General features: G+C 62.5%; 8 protein-coding genes and 1 pseudogene. 7 read left to right on the top strand and 2 right to left on the bottom strand.

The genetic code is table 11. From position 1 onward, the window contains the following. The first annotated feature begins 61 nt into the window (after positions 1 to 61). The 6 genes and pseudogenes from bcsB to ACORQT_RS00530 all read left to right on the top strand — a co-directional run bounded on the left by bcsB (position 62) and on the right by ACORQT_RS00530 (position 12,501). On the top strand, positions 62 to 2,368 hold the full coding sequence (bcsB, locus tag ACORQT_RS00505; RefSeq protein ID WP_164057870.1) for a cellulose biosynthesis cyclic di-GMP-binding regulatory protein BcsB: 2,307 nt from the start codon (positions 62 to 64) through the stop codon (positions 2,366 to 2,368). Between the two features lie 5 nt (positions 2,369 to 2,373). Then, the gene (gene bcsZ, locus ACORQT_RS00510) at positions 2,374 to 3,486 is read left to right on the top strand and encodes a cellulose synthase complex periplasmic endoglucanase BcsZ (protein ID WP_164057871.1); all 1,113 of its coding nucleotides are present in this window, start codon (positions 2,374 to 2,376) and stop codon (positions 3,484 to 3,486) included. After that, positions 3,468 to 6,940: pseudogene (gene bcsC, locus ACORQT_RS00515) on the top strand (cellulose synthase complex outer membrane protein BcsC). Before bcsZ ends, bcsC begins: the two are co-directional and overlap by 19 nt. A 228-nt stretch (positions 6,941 to 7,168) precedes the next feature. Then, positions 7,169 to 9,175, top strand: a complete 2,007-nt coding sequence (gene hmsP, locus ACORQT_RS00520; protein WP_042783438.1) for a biofilm formation regulator HmsP — start codon at positions 7,169 to 7,171, stop codon at positions 9,173 to 9,175. Between the two features lie 273 nt (positions 9,176 to 9,448). After that, positions 9,449 to 10,735 (top strand): dicarboxylate/amino acid:cation symporter, encoded by a 1,287-nt coding sequence (locus ACORQT_RS00525; protein WP_047025966.1) that lies wholly within the window; start codon positions 9,449 to 9,451, stop codon positions 10,733 to 10,735. Between the two features lie 260 nt (positions 10,736 to 10,995). Continuing rightward, positions 10,996 to 12,501 carry a M16 family metallopeptidase gene (locus ACORQT_RS00530; protein WP_033645048.1) on the top strand — a complete coding sequence of 502 codons (1,506 nt, stop codon included), beginning with the start codon at positions 10,996 to 10,998 and terminating at the stop codon, positions 12,499 to 12,501. A 25-nt stretch (positions 12,502 to 12,526) separates the two neighbouring features. On the opposite strand, the gene ppiC is transcribed toward ACORQT_RS00530, so the two are convergent. Beyond that, positions 12,527 to 12,808: a peptidylprolyl isomerase PpiC gene (gene ppiC / locus ACORQT_RS00535; protein ID WP_004934175.1), complete on the bottom strand. Its 282-nt coding sequence runs from the start codon at positions 12,806 to 12,808 to the stop codon at positions 12,527 to 12,529. Between the two features lie 109 nt (positions 12,809 to 12,917). Between ppiC and rep the strand changes: the two genes are divergently transcribed. Next, positions 12,918 to 14,942 (top strand): DNA helicase Rep, encoded by a 2,025-nt coding sequence (rep, locus tag ACORQT_RS00540; RefSeq protein ID WP_033645047.1) that lies wholly within the window; start codon positions 12,918 to 12,920, stop codon positions 14,940 to 14,942. Positions 14,943 to 14,974: 32 nt separating this feature from the next. Here the strand turns inward: rep and ppx are convergent, their stop codons facing one another. Beyond that, positions 14,975 to 16,471: an exopolyphosphatase gene (gene ppx / locus ACORQT_RS00545; RefSeq protein ID WP_099782464.1), complete on the bottom strand. Its 1,497-nt coding sequence runs from the start codon at positions 16,469 to 16,471 to the stop codon at positions 14,975 to 14,977. Between the last annotated feature and the right edge of the window lie 4 nt (positions 16,472 to 16,475).

Consider the following 16,475-nt stretch of genomic DNA (forward strand, 5'->3'; position numbering starts at 1 on the left):
TGCGAGTTCAACCGCCCGCTCACTCGCCCGGTGAACAGGCTCCAACATTGATGATGATACGATGACGAGAAAAATAACCTGGTTAACAGCTCTGGCCTTAGGCATCAGCACCCTGTCGCAGGCCGAAACCGCCACCGCGCCGACCGTGGCGGCCCAGCCGCCGATCGCCGCGACGGCCGATACGGCGACCACGCCACCGCCGGCCGCCGCGCCGCAGGATCCGAATGCGCCGGTGCGCGACGTGTCGCTGCCGTTCGCGCAGATAGCGCCGCCGCCGGGCACCTTTGTTCTGCGCGGCACCCGGCCGGACGGGCAGATCGAATTCGGCGTGCGCAGCGATGAAGTGGTCTCGCAGGCGATGCTCGACCTGGAATTTACGCCGTCGCCGGCGCTGATCCCGGTGGAGTCGCACGTCAAAGTCTACCTCAACGACGAGCTGATGGGCGTGACCACGATCGCCAAGGAGCAGTTGGGCAAACCCAATCGCATCCAGATGGCGATCGATCCGCGCTATATCACCGATTTTAACCGCGTCCGGCTGGTGTTCGTCGGCCATTATCAGAACATCTGCGAAAACCCGGCCAGCACCTCGCTGTGGCTCGACGTCAGCAAATCCAGCGCGCTGAAGCTGCGTTTCCAGACGCTGCCGGTGAAAAACGAGCTGTCGCACTTCCCTGAGCCGTTCTTCGACAGCCGCGACAATCGGCCGCTGACGCTGCCGATGGTGTTCGCCGGCCAGCCGGATCTGGCCCAGCAGCGCGCGGCGGGCATTCTGGCCTCGTGGTTCGGCAGCAAGGCGCAGTGGCGCGGGCAATCCTTCCCGACGCTGTACAACGCGCTGCCGACGCAGCACGCGGTGGTGTTCGCCACCAATAAGCAGCGCCCGGATTTCCTGCGCGATTACCCGGCGGTCAACGGCCCGACGGTGGAAATGATCAGCCACCCCGACAATCCCTACGTCAAACTGCTGCTGATTCAGGGGCGTGACGACAACGATTTGATCACCGCGGTGAAAGGCATCGCGCAGGGCGACATTCTGTTCCGCGGCCAGAACGTGACGGTGGACAAGGTGGAACAGCTGGCGCCGCGCCAGCCTTACGACGCGCCGAACTGGGTGCGCACCGATCGGCCGATGACCTTCGCCGAACTGCAGCAATACGCCGAACAGCTGCAAACCAGCGGTATCGAGCCCGGCCCGATTTCATTGACCATGAACCTGCCGCCGGATCTGTTCCTGATCCGCAGCACCGGCATCGATATGCACCTCAAGTACCGTTATACCGCGCCGCGCATTCAGGACGGTTCGCGGCTGAGCGTTAGCCTGAACAACCAGTTCGTGCAGGCCTACTCGCTGGTGCCGGAACACGAGCAGGGGGCGCAGCTGCTGCGCCTGCCGTTGACGCAGGGGCTGCTCGATTCCGACAAGAACGTCAGTATCCCGGCGCTGCGGCTCGGGGCCACCAACCAGCTGCGCTTTGACTTTGACTACACCACGCTGCTGGCCAGCGGCGCGGAAGGGCGCTGCGAAACCTACTCCTTCACGCCAAACCACGCGGTGATCGACGGCGCGTCTACCATCGATTTCTCCGGCTACCGCCACTTTATGGCGATGCCGGACCTGCGCGCCTTCGCCAACGCCGGCTTCCCGTTCAGCCGCCTGGCGGATCTGTCACAAACGCTGGTGTTGGTGAACCAGAAACCGCAGCCGGCACAGGTCAGTGCGCTGCTGAACGCGCTCGGCGTGATCGGCGCGCAAACCGGCTACCCGGCGCTGGCCTTCACGCTGAGCGACGACTGGTCGCAGGCCAAGGATCGTGACGACGATATCCTGATGGTCGGCACCATTCCGCAGGCGCTGCGCGACGACAAGAAAATCAGCCTGCTGGTGGACGCGACCCAAAGCTGGGTGAAACAGCCGACGCGCCAACCGCCGCTGCCCAGCTCGGAAGTGCTGGCGGAGGACGCCAAGCCGGACAGCAAGACCACCGTCAGTTCCGAGGGGGCGATGTCGGCGATCATTGGCGTGCAGTCGCCGTTCAACGACCAGCGCAGCATCGTGGCGCTGTTGGCGGACAGCCCGCGCGGCTATGAGCTGCTGAACAATGCCCTGCTGGACAGCGGCAAGCGCGCCGCGGTGTTCGGCTCGGTGGCGGTGATCCGCGAATCGGGGGTCAACAGCCTGCGCGTCGGCGATGTTTACTATGTCGGTCACCTGCCTTGGTGGGAGCGGCTTTGGTATGCCCTCTCCACGCATCCGGTCCTGCTGGCGGTGCTCGCGGTGGTGCTGGTAGTGATCCTGGGGTTGATGCTGTGGCGCGGCCTGAAGGCCTTCAGCCGGCGGCGTCTGGCGCCTGAAGATCGGGATTGACGGCGGTGAACGCGATGCTGCAACGCCTGTCGCTCGGCATGCTGCTGCTGTGCGCGTTCAGCGCGGCGGCGGCCTGCGAGTGGCCGGGCTGGCAACAGTACAAGCAGTTCTACATCAGCCCGCAGGGGCGGGTGATCGATCCGAGCAGCCCGAACAAAATCACCACCTCCGAGGGACAGAGTTACGGCCTGTTCTTCGCTCTGGTGGCCAACGACCGGCCAACCTTCGATCGGCTGTTGGCCTGGACGGAGAACAACCTGGCGGCGGGCGATCTCAGCGCCCGTTTGCCCGCCTGGCTGTGGGGCGAGAGCGACGACAAACAGTGGAAGGTGCTGGACGCCAACTCGGCGTCGGATGCCGATCTGTGGATCGCTTATAACCTGCTCGAAGCCGGCCGCCTGTGGAAAAGCCGACGTTATCAAACCCTGGGAACGCTGCTGCTGCAACGCATCGGCCGCGAGGAAGTGGCCGACATTCCCGGCCTGGGCCTGATGTTGCTGCCGGGCAAAGTCGGGTTCGTGGCGGAAGATCGCTGGCGGCTGAACCCCAGCTACCTGCCGCCGCAGCTGCTGGCGCGTTTTGCGGCGCTGAACGGCCCGTGGCGCGCGATGCGCGAGATCAATCAGCGGCTGTGGTTGGAGACCGCGCCGCACGGCTTCTCGCCGGACTGGGTGGTATGGCGGGTCGGCGCCGGCTGGCAGCCGGACACCGTCAAGCCGAACGTCGGCAGCTACGACGCCATTCGGGTCTATCTGTGGGCCGGCATGCTGGCGGACGACGATGAACACAAGGCGGCGCTGCTCAAACGCTTCCAGCCGATGGCGCAGCTCACCGCCAGCCAGGGCGTGCCGCCGGAGAAAACCGATACCGCCAGCGGCAAAACCACCGGCGACGGCCCGGTCGGCTTTTCCGCCGCGATGTTGCCGATGTTGGCGGCGCAGGCCGACGCGCTGGCGGCCCAGCGGCAACGGATCGGCGAACACCCGCCGGGTGACGACGCCTATTTCAGCGCCTCGCTGACGCTGTTCGGCCAGGGGTGGGATCAACAACGTTATCGCTTTAATCGTCAGGGTGAATTGCAACCCTCGTGGGACGGCCAATGCACAACTTCAAAATAAACTGGCTGAATTTGATTCCGCTGAGTCTGGCGATGCTGCCGCAGGCGCGCGCTGCGGAGGCCGTGGCGCCGGAGCAGTGGCTGCTGGAGCAGGTGCGCATTGGCGAGGCCGGCAACAAGGACGATCTGGTGCGCCAATCGCTGTACCGGCTTGAACTGATGGATCCGAATAACCCGGACGTGATCGCCGCGCGCATGCGTTTGGCGCTGCGGCAGGGCAACATGGCGCTGGCGCAGCAGCAGTTGGACAAGCTGAAAACGCTCGCGCCGCAGTCCAGCGCTTATCGCCAGGCGCAAATGAACATGCTGCTGACCCAGCCGGAAACCCGGCAAAAGCTGCAGCAGGCGCGCCTGATGGCGACCGCCGGCCGGTTGCCGGAGGCCAAGGCGCAGTACGATGCGCTGTTCCACGGCGAGCCGCCGACGCTCGATCTGGCGGTGGAATACTGGCGGCTGGTGGCGCGCTTGCCGGGACAGGAGGCGAAGGCGTTAAAGCAGCTGCAGGCGCTGGATCAGCAATATTCCGGCAACGCGGCGCTGCGCATGTCGCTGGCGCGCATGCTGTTCAGCCAGAATCAGGACGCGCAGGCCTATGAACTGCTGCAGAAGATCGCCGCCGATCCGGCCGGGCGCGGCGATGCCGCCGATCTGTGGCTGGACAAGGTCAAAGCGATGCCGGTCAGCGCGCAGAGCGTAGCGGCGCTCAACCGTTTCCTCGGCGTGTTCGACACCGGCGATCAGGCGACCAGCGCCCGTGAAGAGCTGGCCAGACAGCAGAAACTGTTGGCCGATCCGGCTTATCAGGCGCGGGTGCGCGGCCTGGCACAGGTGGATAAAGGCGGCAGCCGGGCGGCCATTCCTGAGTTGCAAAAGGCGTTGGCGGCGACGCCGAACGACGCCGAGGTGCTGGGCGCGCTCGGCCAGGCCTATTCACGCGCCGGTGACCGCCCGCAGGCGCTGAAGCTGTTTCGCCAGGCGCTGGCGGCCGACAAGAATGGCTACGGCAGCGGCAAATGGCAGAGCCTGATCAAGAGCACCGGCTACTGGCTGGCGATCGACGAGGGCGACAAAGCGCTCAAGGCCGGCAATCTCGCGCTGGCACGGCAGAAATATCAGCAGGCGCGCCAGCTCGACGACAGCAACGGCGACGCGTTTATCGGCCTGGGCGATGTGGCGGTGGCGAGCAAGGATGACGCCGCGGCGGAGGGTTTTATCAGCAGGCGCTGCGGCGCGATCCCGGCAACGGCAGCGCGCTGCGCGGCCTGGTGAATATCTATCAGCGCCAGTCGCCGGAAAAAGCGCTGGCCTACCTTGACGGCCTGCCGCGCAGCCAGCAGGCCAAGCTGCGCAGCACTCTCGATGGGCTGCGGCTCGACAGGCTGAAACAGCAGGCGGAGACGCTGGCGCAGCAGCAACAGTGGCAGCAGGCGGCGGAAATCTATCGGCGCGCCCAGCCGATGGCGCCCGACGATGTCTGGCTGACCTATCGCTATGCCCAGGCGCTGCGTCAGGCCGGGCAGCCGCAACAGGCGGACGCCTTATTCCGGCAGCTGGCGCAGCGCCAGCACGCCAATCCGCAGCTGACCTACGCCTATGCGCTCTATCTTTCCGGCAGCGATCGCGACAGGCAGGCGCTGGCGCAGCTCAATACGCTGCCGGCGGCGCAGTGGAACGACAATATGCGCGAACTGGCGCAGCGGCTGAAAATGCAGGCGACGATCGCACATGCCGAAGGGCTGCGGGCGGCCGGTGACGAACCGGCGGCGGAAGCCTATCTGCGCCGGCAGCCGGCGGACACGCGCATCGATTTGCTGCTCGCCGACTGGGCGCTGGCGCGCGGGGAGTATGCGGCGGCGCTGGACGACTATCAGCGGGTGAAACGTCGTGAACCGAACAATCCGGATGCGCAGCTGGGCGAGATCGAAGCCTATGTGGCGCAGGGGGATCTGGACGCGGCGCGCCAGCGGCTGAAAATCGAACCGCAGCCGCAAGACGCTTCGCTCAACAGCCAACGGCGGGTCGCCAATGCCTGGGGCGCGGTCGGCGATGCGCAGCAGGCCGAGGCGCTCTTCAGTCGGCTGAAAACGGCGGCGGCCTCAGAACCCGTCGGGCAGACCAAAGCGCTGATCTACCGCGACGCCGCCCGCCTGGAGCGGGCTCAACAACAGCCGGAGCGGGCGCAGCAGGATTACCGCCAGGCGATGGTGGCCGGCGGCATCACGCCTACGCTGCCGCAGGATAATGACCGCTACACCTATTTGACGCGCAATAATCCGGGCGACTACTGGCTGAAACGCGGCATCCGCTCCGATGCCGCGGATCTGTATCGGCAGCAAGACGTGAACGTCACGCTCGATCACGATTACTGGCGCTCGAGCGGCACCGGCGGCATTTCCGACTTCAACGCGCACGACACCATGCTGCAGGTGGATATGCCGCTGTATGACGGGCGCGCCTTCTTGCGCACCGACACCGTGCAGCTGGATGCCGGCCGCTTCTCGACCGACGGCAGCGGCAAATACTACGAAACCTTCGGCACCTGCCACACGCAAGGGTGCCGCGGCGATGAACACCAGAAAACCACCGGCACCAGCGTGGCGGCCGGTTGGAAAAACGATCGCTGGGCCGCCGATATCGGCACGACGCCGATGGGCTTCGAGGTGGTCGACTGGAGCGGCGGCCTGGCCTACAGCGGCGACTGGAACCACATCGGCTGGACGCTGGCGGCCTCGCGGCGGCCGATCTCCAGCTCGTTGCTGGCGTTTGGCGGCGCCAAGGATCCGAATACCGGCACTACCTGGGGCGGCGTGCGCGCCACCGGCGTCAGCCTGAGCACCAGCTACGATCGCGGCGAGGCGAACGGCGTGTGGGCCGATCTCAGCGCGCACCAGCTCACCGGCAAGAACGTGGCGGACAACCAGCGGCAGCGGTTGATGGCCGGCTATTACTACAAGGTGATCAACGAAGACAATCGCCGCCTGAGCGTTGGGCTCAATACCATGCTGTGGCACTACCAGAAAGACTTGAGTGGCTATTCGCTGGGACAGGGCGGCTATTACAGCCCGCAGCAATATCTGTCGCTGTCGCTGCCGGTCAACTATCGTCAGCGCACCGAGAACTGGTCGTGGGAGCTGGGCGGTTCGGTTTCGCTGTCGCATTCGAAAACCGACAGCCAGCGCCGTTATCCGCTGCAGGGCCTGATCCCGGATTCACTGCCCGATAAGTTCGCCGTCGAGGACGGCAGCGCCTCAAGCGGCGTCGGTTATACCCTGCGGGCGATCGTCGAACGCCGTCTCAGTTCGCACTGGACGCTCGGCGCGGGCATCGATATTCAGCAGGCGAAGAACTATACGCCGAGCCACGCGTTGATTTATCTGCGTTATTCCCTGGCCGGCTGGCAGGGGGACCTCGATTTGCCGCCGCAGCCGCTGACGCCTTATGCCGACTTCAAGTAACCGGGAGGAGAGAGATTCGGAGTGTCGGACTCCGGGGAGTTTTGTTACCCTGTGTCCGGGTCGTGTTTGTTCGCTCTAGGAAAAGACTGAAACCCGCGATTTTCTTGGTTATGCCTGCGGCATAGCCAGATAAAAACAGCCGATGATCGAGTATACTCAGCCCGGTTCGAGGGGGCGGGTGAGAGTCAGCCCCCTTTTTGTTTCAGCCCGATTTTACGGAGAGCAGGTTTGCGGGTCAGGCGTTCGTTAACGATTAAGCAGATGGCGACAGTGTCCGGCGTGGCGCTGGTCACGATCTGTATCTTTATCGTGATTCAGTTGTTCCATTTTGTGCAGCAGCGCAGGGATGACTACGCCCAGCAACTGGAGAATATCGCCCACTCCGTGCGCCAGCCGCTGGCGGAAGCGGTGCTGCGCATGGACGTGCCGGAAGCCAAAAAGGTGCTGAATACGCTGTTGCCGGTCGGCATTCTGAGCCGGGCGGATATCGTCTTGCCGAACGAGTTTCAGGCGCTGCACGCCAATTTCCCGCCAGAGCGGCCGGTGCCGACGCTGATCGCCCGGCTGTTTGAGCTGCCTATCCAAATATCCGTGCCGCTCTATTCGCTGGAACGGGTGCCGGCCAACCAGCAGCCGCTGGCCTACCTGGTGCTGCAGGCCGATTCGTTCCGCATGTATCAGTTTATCCTCAGCATATTGTCGACCATGCTGTCGACCTACCTGCTGCTGGCGCTGATCCTGTCGGTGTCCATCACCTGGTGCATGAACCGGCTGATGGTGCATCCGCTGCGCGCGATGGCCAAAGAGCTGGAAAACATCTCGCAGGACGAAGCGCCTTATCACCAGCTGATGCTGCCGGCGCTGCACCAGGACGACGAGCTCGGCCTGCTGGTGCGCAACTACAACCGCAATCAACAGACGCTGGCCAAGGCGCATGCCGACATGAGCCGCCTGAGCACCCGCCACCCGGTGACCGAACTGCCGAACCCGGCCTTGCTGAACGCGTTGCTGGAACAGCATATCGCCTCCAGCCTGCGCCCCGAGCGTTTTAACCTGCTGGTGATCGGCATCGAGACGCTGCATGAAGCGTCGGGCGTGATGAGCCCGGCGATGCGCGAGGCATTGCTGTTGGCGCTGGCGAAGAAGCTGCGCGGCTGCATCGACGAAAACGGCGTGCTGGCACAGCTGAGCAATACCGAATTCGCCATCCTGGCCAAGGGCATCGAGCGGCCGTTCCACGCCATGCAGCTGGCGCGACGCATCATGGCGGAGATCAACGCGCCGTTGACGCTGGAAGGCCTGGCGCTGCGGCCCAACGCCAGCATCGGCATCGCCCACTACCTCAATCAGGGGGAGAGCGCGGAACAGCTGCTGCGCAGCGCTACCTCGGCGATGATGTCCGCGCATCGCGAAGGGAAAAATCAGATCCTGTTCTTCGAACCCAGCCTGACGGAGCGCACGCAGAAGCGATTGACGCAGGAGAGCGAGATCCTGCACGGCATTGAGCAGCGGCATTTCACGCTGTTCCTGCAGCCACAGATCGACATGCAGTCCAACGAGGTGATTGGCGCAGAAGCGTTGCTGCGCTGGCAGCAGTACGACGGCAGCTATACCCTGCCGGCCGACGTCATTCCGCTCGCGGAAGAGCTGGGCGTGATTGTGCCGCTCGGCAACTGGGTGCTGGAAGAGTCCTGCCGTATCCTGGCGGACTGGCAGCAGCGCGGCATTGCGCTGCCGCTGGCGGTCAACGTTTCCGGCATTCAGATGCAGGACGAGGCGTTTGTTCCGCATCTGAAAAATCTGCTGGCGCAGTATCGGATCGATCCGCGCAAGCTGCTGCTGGAGATCACCGAGACGGTACGCATCGACGATCTCGACCGCGCGCTGGCGCTGCTGCGCGAGCTGCACGATCTGGGGCTGTCGATCGCGCTGGACGACTTCGGCATGGGCTACTCCAGCCTGGAGTACCTGAACCGGTTGAAATCCCTGCCGATCGATTTGATTAAAATCGACCGCAGTTTCATTCAGGGGCTGCCGGCCGACGATGCGATGGTGCGCATCGTCAGTTCAATCTCTGAAGTGCTGGCGTTGCCGGTGATGGCCGAAGGCGTGGAAAACGCCGAGCAGCGCGACTGGCTGCTGAAGCACGGCATTCGCAGCGGGCAAGGGTTCCTGTTCGCTCGGCCGCTGCCGCGTGAAGCGTTCGAAACCGAGTTTTGCCGCGCGGCGCCGTGAGCGCCGCGTTACCTTTCCGGTACTTTTCCCCGTCCGAAAATCGCTATTCCCCTCATACCTCTTTTGCGTTAGTGCAAACAAAGGCTTACGCAATTTTCAGCTTTGCACCCGGACTGACGCGTTTCAGCTCTTAAATTCACATCAACCCTGAGGGGTGGGTGCAACAAATTATTTCCATGTTGTTAAGTGGGTGTTATTTTCCGCGCAAGCAATGAACAGGCTGGATTTTTAGACTGCCGCCTGGTGCGTGTCTTCCCCCCATAGGATGTTCATATGAAAACAACAATTTTTAAGAGCCTCTATTTTCAGGTGCTGACGGCGATCACGCTGGGTATCCTGCTTGGCCACTTCTACCCTGACCTCGGCGCCCAGATGAAACCCTTGGGCGATGGCTTCGTCAAACTGATCAAGATGATTATCGCCCCGGTGATTTTCTGCACCGTGGTGACCGGCATCGCCGGCATGGAAAGCATGAAGGCGGTGGGGCGCACCGGCGCCATCGCGCTGCTGTATTTTGAAATCGTCAGCACCCTCGCGCTGATTATCGGCCTGGTGATCGTCAACCTGGTGCAACCGGGCGCCGGCATGAACGTCGATCCCGGTACGCTGGACGCCAAAGCGGTGGCGATCTACGCCGAGCAGGCGCAGCAGCAGGGCATCATTCCGTTCCTGCTGGACATCATCCCCGGCAGCGTGATCGGCGCGTTCGCCAGCGGCAACATTCTTCAGGTGCTGCTGTTCGCGGTACTGTTCGGCTTCGCCCTGCATCGTCTGGGCGACAAAGGGCAGCTGATCTACAACGTGATCGACAGCTTCTCGCGGGTGATTTTCGGCATCATCAACATGATCATGCGTCTGGCGCCGCTGGGGGCCTTCGGCGCCATGGCGTTTACCATCGGTAAATACGGCGTCGGCACGCTGGTGCAACTCGGCCAGCTGATCGTGTGTTTCTATATCACCTGCATCCTGTTCGTGGTGGTGGTGTTGGGCAGCATCGCCCGCGCCAACGGCTTCAGCATCTTCAAATTCGTCAACTACATCAAAGAAGAGCTGCTGATCGTGCTGGGGACCTCGTCGTCTGAATCCGCGCTGCCGCGCATGCTGGATAAAATGGAGAAGTTGGGCTGCAAGAAATCGGTGGTGGGTCTGGTGATCCCGACCGGATACTCCTTCAATCTGGACGGCACCTCTATCTACCTGACCATGGCCGCGGTGTTTATCGCGCAGGCGACCAACACCCACATGGATATCATGCATCAGATTACCCTGCTGGTGGTGTTGCTGCTCTCCTCCAAAGGGGCGGCGGGCGTGACCGGCAGCGGCTTTATCGTGTTGGCCGCCACCATCTCCGCCGTAGGCCACCTGCCGCTGGCCGGCCTGGCGCTGATCCTCGGCATCGACCGCTTTATGTCGGAAGCCCGCGCGCTGACCAACCTGGTGGGCAATGGCGTGGCGACCGTGGTCGTAGCCAAATGGTGTAATCAGCTGGATGAGAAGCAGCTGAAAGACACCCTGAACAACAAAAACGCCGGCGCGGACAAAACGCTGCCTTCCGCCTGATTTTGGCGGTAAATCACCGGCCGCATCCGCGGCCGGTGAGCTTCTTCCCCTGCCTCGTAACGATTTTTTGCATTAAAAACCCCGCAATCTATTATTTTTCACTCTAATGAGTGACATCCGCAAAGGCGCGCGGTCTAACACGATGGTACACTTTCTGCTTTCCGCCCCACCGTGAAACTCAGGGCGTATTTTTATGATTCCATTGAATGGAATACACGCATTTGCATAAGAAATTGGATAGTCATTAAGTAGGGGTTCACATGCAGGGCACCAGAATTCATCTTATAGTTGGTGGGCTGCTACTGGCGGCAGCCAGTGGCAGCGTGCAGGCTGAAGCACTACAACCCGATCCTGCCTGGCAGCAGGGGGCGCTGGCCAACGGGTTTTCATGGCAGATTCTCGATACGCCGCAGCGGCCGAGCGACCGCGTGGAACTGCGGCTGATCGTCAATACCGGCTCTTTGGTGGAGTCTTCGCAGCAGACCGGCTTTGCCCACCTGCTGCCGCGGCTGGCGTTGACGCGCAGCGAAAGCTTCACGGCGCCGCAGCTGCGGGCGCTGTGGCAGCAGAGCGTAGATAACGAGCGGCCGCTGCCGCCGGCTATCATCTCGTACGATTTCACCATGTATAACCTCAGCTTGCCGAACAACCGGCCCGATCTGCTGAAAGAAGCGCTGGCCTGGCTGGCGGACACGACCGGCAAACTGGCGATCGACGAGCACACGGTGCACGCGGTGATGAATTCCAGCATCAATCCGGTCGGCACTTTCCCACCCAATACCAAAGACGCCTGGTGGCGTTACCGCCTGAAAGGCTCGACGCTGCTGGCGCACGATCCGGCGCAGCCGGCGAAACGGCCGGTCAACCTTGAGCAGTTGAAGAAATTCTATCAGCAGTGGTACACACCGGACGCCATGACGCTGTTCGTGGTCGGCAAGGTTGACAGCCGCAGCCTGGGCGAGCAGATCAACAAGGCTTTCTCGCCGCTGCAGGGCAAACGTGAAACCCCGGCTCCGATGCCGACCCTGACGCCGCTGCCGCAGCAGCCGGTGAGCCTGATCAGCGAGCAGGTGAAGCAGGATACGCTGTCGATCATGTGGGATTCGCCGTGGCACCCGATTCGCGATTCGCAAAGCCTGCTGCGCTACTGGCGTGGCGATCTCGCCCGCGAGGCGTTGTTCTGGCACCTCCAGCAGACGCTGGAAAAAAGCGACCAGAAAAACCTGCATTTGGGCTTTGACTGCCGCGTGCAGTACCAGCGCGGGCAGTGCGCCATCCACCTGGATACGCCGAACAACAATCTGAACGGCAGCCTGGGCTTCATTGCCCGCGAACTGGCCAACGTGCGTGACAACGGCCTGTCGAAAGAGGAATTCGATGCGCTGCTGGCGCAGAAAAACGATCAGCTGAGCAAGCTGTTCGCGACCTACGCCCGTACCGACACCGACGTGCTGATGAGCCAGCGTCTGCGGTCGCAGCAGAGCGGGGTGGTGGATATCGCGCCGGAGCTGTACCAGAAGCTGCGCCAGGAGTTCCTGTCCAGCCTGACGCTGGAGACACTGAATCAGGCGTTGAAGCTGCAGTTGTCTCAGGACGCGACGCTGGTGCTGATGCAGCCGAAGGGCGAGCCGGAAATGAGCATGAAGCAGCTGCAGGATACCTATAACGGCATCATGATGCCGCCGCCGGCGGTGGTGACGGAAGAAGCCAAACCGGCGGACACCGCAGTCGCTTCGCCGGCGACGGACGCCGCTGGCGCGCAGTAATTCGTGGCAGGGGGCTCAGGCCCCCTCAGTTGCGGTACAGCACCTTGATGATATGGTAACCGAACTGGGTTTTGACCGGGCCGTAAGGTTTGAGCAGCGGGATGCTGAACACCGCTTTATCGAACGCAGGCACCATTGCGCCTTTGTTGAATTCGCCCAGCGAGCCGCCGTTGCGTTTTGACGGGCAGCTCGAGTATTTGCGCGCCAGCGTGTCGAAGCTGACGCCGCGCTTAAGCTTGGCCAACAGCTCGTTGGCCAGCTTTTCATTGTCTACCAGAATGTGCAGGGCGCACGCCGTTTTTGCCATGGTATTGCCTTTGTCGATGCGAAAATTGCGCTGATTATACCCGCTAAATCTCATCGGCGCTTTCTGCTACAATTCCCTTCCACGTTTTACAGTCGAGCAAGTCAGCGCCATGCGATTAAACCCCAGCCAACAACAAGCCGTCGAATTCGTTACCGGGCCCTGCCTGGTGTTGGCCGGTGCCGGTTCCGGCAAGACGCGCGTTATCACCAACAAGATAGCCCACCTGATCCACCACTGCGGCTATCAGGCGCGGCACATCGCCGCCGTGACTTTTACCAACAAAGCCGCGCGCGAGATGAAAGAGCGCGTGTCGCAAACCCTGGGGCGTAAAGAGGCGCGCGGGCTGATGATTTCCACCTTCCACACCCTGGGGCTGGAGATCATCAAGCGGGAATATGTGGCGCTGGGCATGAAGTCCAACTTCTCGCTGTTCGACGACCAGGATCAGCTGGCATTGCTGAAAGAGCTGACCGAAAAGTGGTTGGAAAGCGATAAGACGCTGGTGGCGCAGCTGATTTCGACCATCTCCAACTGGAAAAACGACCTGATCGATCCCCAGCGGGCGGCAGAGTTGGCGCGCTCGGAGCGCGACAAGCTGTTCGCCCATTGCTACGGTCTTTACCACGCCCATATGCGGGCGTGCAACGTACTGGACTTCGACGATTTGATCCTGTTGCCGACGCTGCTGCTGCAACGCAACGAAGAGGTGCGTGAACGCTGGCAGCAGCGCATCCGCTATCTGCTGGTGGATGAGTATCAGGATACCAACACCAGCCAATACGAGCTGGTGAAGCTGTTGGTGGGCCATCGCGCGCGCTTTACCGTGGTGGGCGACGACGACCAGTCGATTTACTCCTGGCGCGGCGCGCGGCCGCAGAATCTGGTGCTGCTGAAGGAAGATTTCCCGGCGCTGCAGGTGATCAAGCTGGAGCAAAACTACCGTTCCAGCGAGCGCATTTTGAAGGCGGCCAATATCCTGATCGCCAATAACCCGCACGTGTTTGAAAAAAGGCTGTTTTCCGAGCTGGGGTATGGCGAAGAGCTGAAGGTGGTGACCGCCAACAACGAGGATCACGAAGCCGAACGCGTGGTGGGGGAACTGATCGCCCACCACTTCGTGAAAAAGACCAACTACGGCGACTATGCGATTCTCTACCGTGGCAACCACCAGTCGCGGGTGTTTGAAAAGATGCTGATGCAGAACCGCATTCCGTACAAGATTTCCGGCGGCACGTCGTTCTTCTCTCGCCCCGAGATCAAGGATCTGCTGGCCTACCTGCGCGTGCTGACCAACCCGGACGACGACAGCGCCTTCCTGCGCATCGTCAATACCCCCAAGCGCGAGATCGGCCCGGCGACGCTGCAGAAGCTCGGCGAATGGGCCAACCAGCGCAACAAGAGTTTGTTCCACGCCAGTTTCGATCTGGGGCTGAGCCAGCACTTGACCGGGCGCGGGCTGGAATCGCTCCAGCGCTTCACCCACTGGTTGGGCGGCATCGCCCAACAGGCGGAGCGTGAGCCGGTGGCGGCGGTGCGCGATCTGATCCGCGGCGTGGATTATGAAAGCTGGCTGTTTGAAACCTCGACCAGCCCGAAGGCCGCCGAAATGCGGATGAAGAACGTCAATACGCTGTTCGGTTGGATGACGGAGATGCTGGAAGGCAACGATTTGGACGAGCCGATGACGCTGACCCAGGTCGTGACGCGCTTCACCCTGCGCGACATGATGGAGCGCGGTGAAAGCGAAGAGGAGCTGGATCAGGTGCAGCTGATGACGCTGCACGCTTCCAAAGGGTTGGAGTTCCCCTACGTGTTCCTGGTGGGCATGGAAGAGGGGCTGCTGCCGCACCAGAGCAGCATCGACGAAGACAATGTCGATGAAGAGCGGCGTCTGGCCTATGTGGGGATCACCCGCGCGCAAAAAGAGCTGATCTTCACCCTGTGCCGCGAACGCCGTCAGTACGGTGAGTTGGTGCGGCCGGAGCCGAGCCGATTCCTGCTGGAGCTGCCGCAGGACGATTTGGCGTGGGAAACCGAGCGCAAAGTGGTGAGCCCGCAGGAGCGGATGCAGAAGGGGCAGAGCCATCTGGCCAATATCCGCGCCCAGCTGGCCAAGGCCAAAGGCGGGAATTAAAAAGAAAGGGCGCTCATCGCGCCCTTGCTATTTCAACGTTGTTCTTCCAACCGCAGCGTCCAGTGGACGTAGCTCTGCCAGTGGCTCTCCTGCTCCAGCGCCTCGGCGCGCAGCGGATGCTGCTCCAGCCAACCCGGCGGCAAGATCACCGTCAGTTCATCGTCCTGATTGGCGCGTAAACGCACCGCCGGCAGCGTGTCGTCGCGGCGGCGGCTGGCGAAGATGATCGCCAGGCGCAAAATGCGGCACAGACGCTGCGCGGTGCGCGGCGGCAGGGCGTTTTGCTGGTTCAACAGCGACAGGTCGAGGGTGTTGCTCTGGTTTTGCAGCAGGGTGGCCAGCAGTTTTTTCTGCGCGGGGGTAAAGCCGGGTAAGTCCAGGTGGCGGATCAGGTAGGCGGCGTGTTGCGGCGCCTGCTTGAAATCGACGCTGAGGCCGAGTTCGTGGATCAGGCTGGCGCTGTGCAACAGCTCGCGACATCGCGCATCCAACTGCCACTCGTTGGCGACCTGCTGCGAGAAGTTGGCGGCGAGCTGGCTGACGCGCTCGGCCTGCTCGGTGTCGATCAGGTAGCGACGCTGCAGGTTGCGGATGGTGCGGATGCGAATATCCTGCTCCACCGGCAGATGCAGCATGCCGTAAACCAGGCCTTCACGCAGCGCCCCGCCGGCCAGCATCATGCTTTCGATGCCCAGCTCCTGGAAGATGGCCAGCAGAATGGACAGACCGCTCGGGAAGACCAGCGCGCGTTCCAGCGTCAACCCTTCGATCTCCAGCTCTTCCAGCTTGCCGCACTGAATGGCCCGCTGTTTCAACTGGCGCAGCTTGGGCAGGGTGATGCGTTCATCCATGCCTTGCGCCACCATGATTTCCTGCAGCGCTTGTACGGTGCCGGAAGCGCCGACGCAGATTTGCCAACCGTGCTGGCGCAGCTGCGGCGCGATCGGCCGCACCATTTCGCGCGCGGCCTGTTCGGCGCGCTCGAAGTTTTCTTGCCCGAGGTTGCGATCGCTGAAGTAGCGCTCCAGCCAGGTGACGCAGCCCATCGACAGGCTGTACAGCTGCGATGCCTGCGCGCCGGTGCCGGTGACCAGTTCGGTGCTGCCGCCGCCGATATCGACGACCAGCCGCCGATCCGGCCCGCCGGTGGTGTGCGCGACGCCATGATAAATCAGCCGCGCTTCTTCTTCGCCGCTGATGACCTGCACCGGGCAGCCGAGGATTTGCTCGGCGGCCTGCAGGAACTCATCGGCGTTGGACGCCAGGCGCAAGGTGGCGGTGGCGACGACGCGGATCTGCTCGCGCGGGATGTCCTGCAGGCGTTCGGAGAACAGCCGCAGGCACTGCCAGCCGCGTTGCATGGCCTCATGCGACAGGTGATTGTGCTGATCCAGCCCGGCCGCCAGGCGCACCTTGCGCTTTATCCGCGCCAGAGTCTGAATGCTGCCGGCCACCTCGCGCACCACCAACATATGGAAGCTGTTGGAGCCGAGATCGATGGCAGCATAAAGCGTGCTGGAGCTGAGCATGGCG

Source organism: Serratia sp. (in: enterobacteria) (genome assembly GCF_052400455.1).
In the GTDB taxonomy this organism is placed as follows: domain Bacteria; phylum Pseudomonadota; class Gammaproteobacteria; order Enterobacterales; family Enterobacteriaceae; genus Serratia; species Serratia ureilytica.

Bases quoted from the DNA above. Each gene is read 5' to 3' on its own strand.
- ACORQT_RS00530 (WP_033645048.1), top strand. From the start codon at position 10,996: ATGCAGGGCACCAGAATTCATCTTATAGTTGGTGGGCTGCTACTGGCG.
- ppx (WP_099782464.1), bottom strand. From the start codon at position 16,471: ATGCTCAGCTCCAGCACGCTTTATGCTGCCATCGATCTCGGCTCCAAC.
- bcsB (WP_164057870.1), top strand. From the start codon at position 62: ATGACGAGAAAAATAACCTGGTTAACAGCTCTGGCCTTAGGCATCAGC.
- ppiC (WP_004934175.1), bottom strand. From the start codon at position 12,808: ATGGCAAAAACGGCGTGCGCCCTGCACATTCTGGTAGACAATGAAAAG.
- ACORQT_RS00525 (WP_047025966.1), top strand. From the start codon at position 9,449: ATGAAAACAACAATTTTTAAGAGCCTCTATTTTCAGGTGCTGACGGCG.
- rep (WP_033645047.1), top strand. From the start codon at position 12,918: ATGCGATTAAACCCCAGCCAACAACAAGCCGTCGAATTCGTTACCGGG.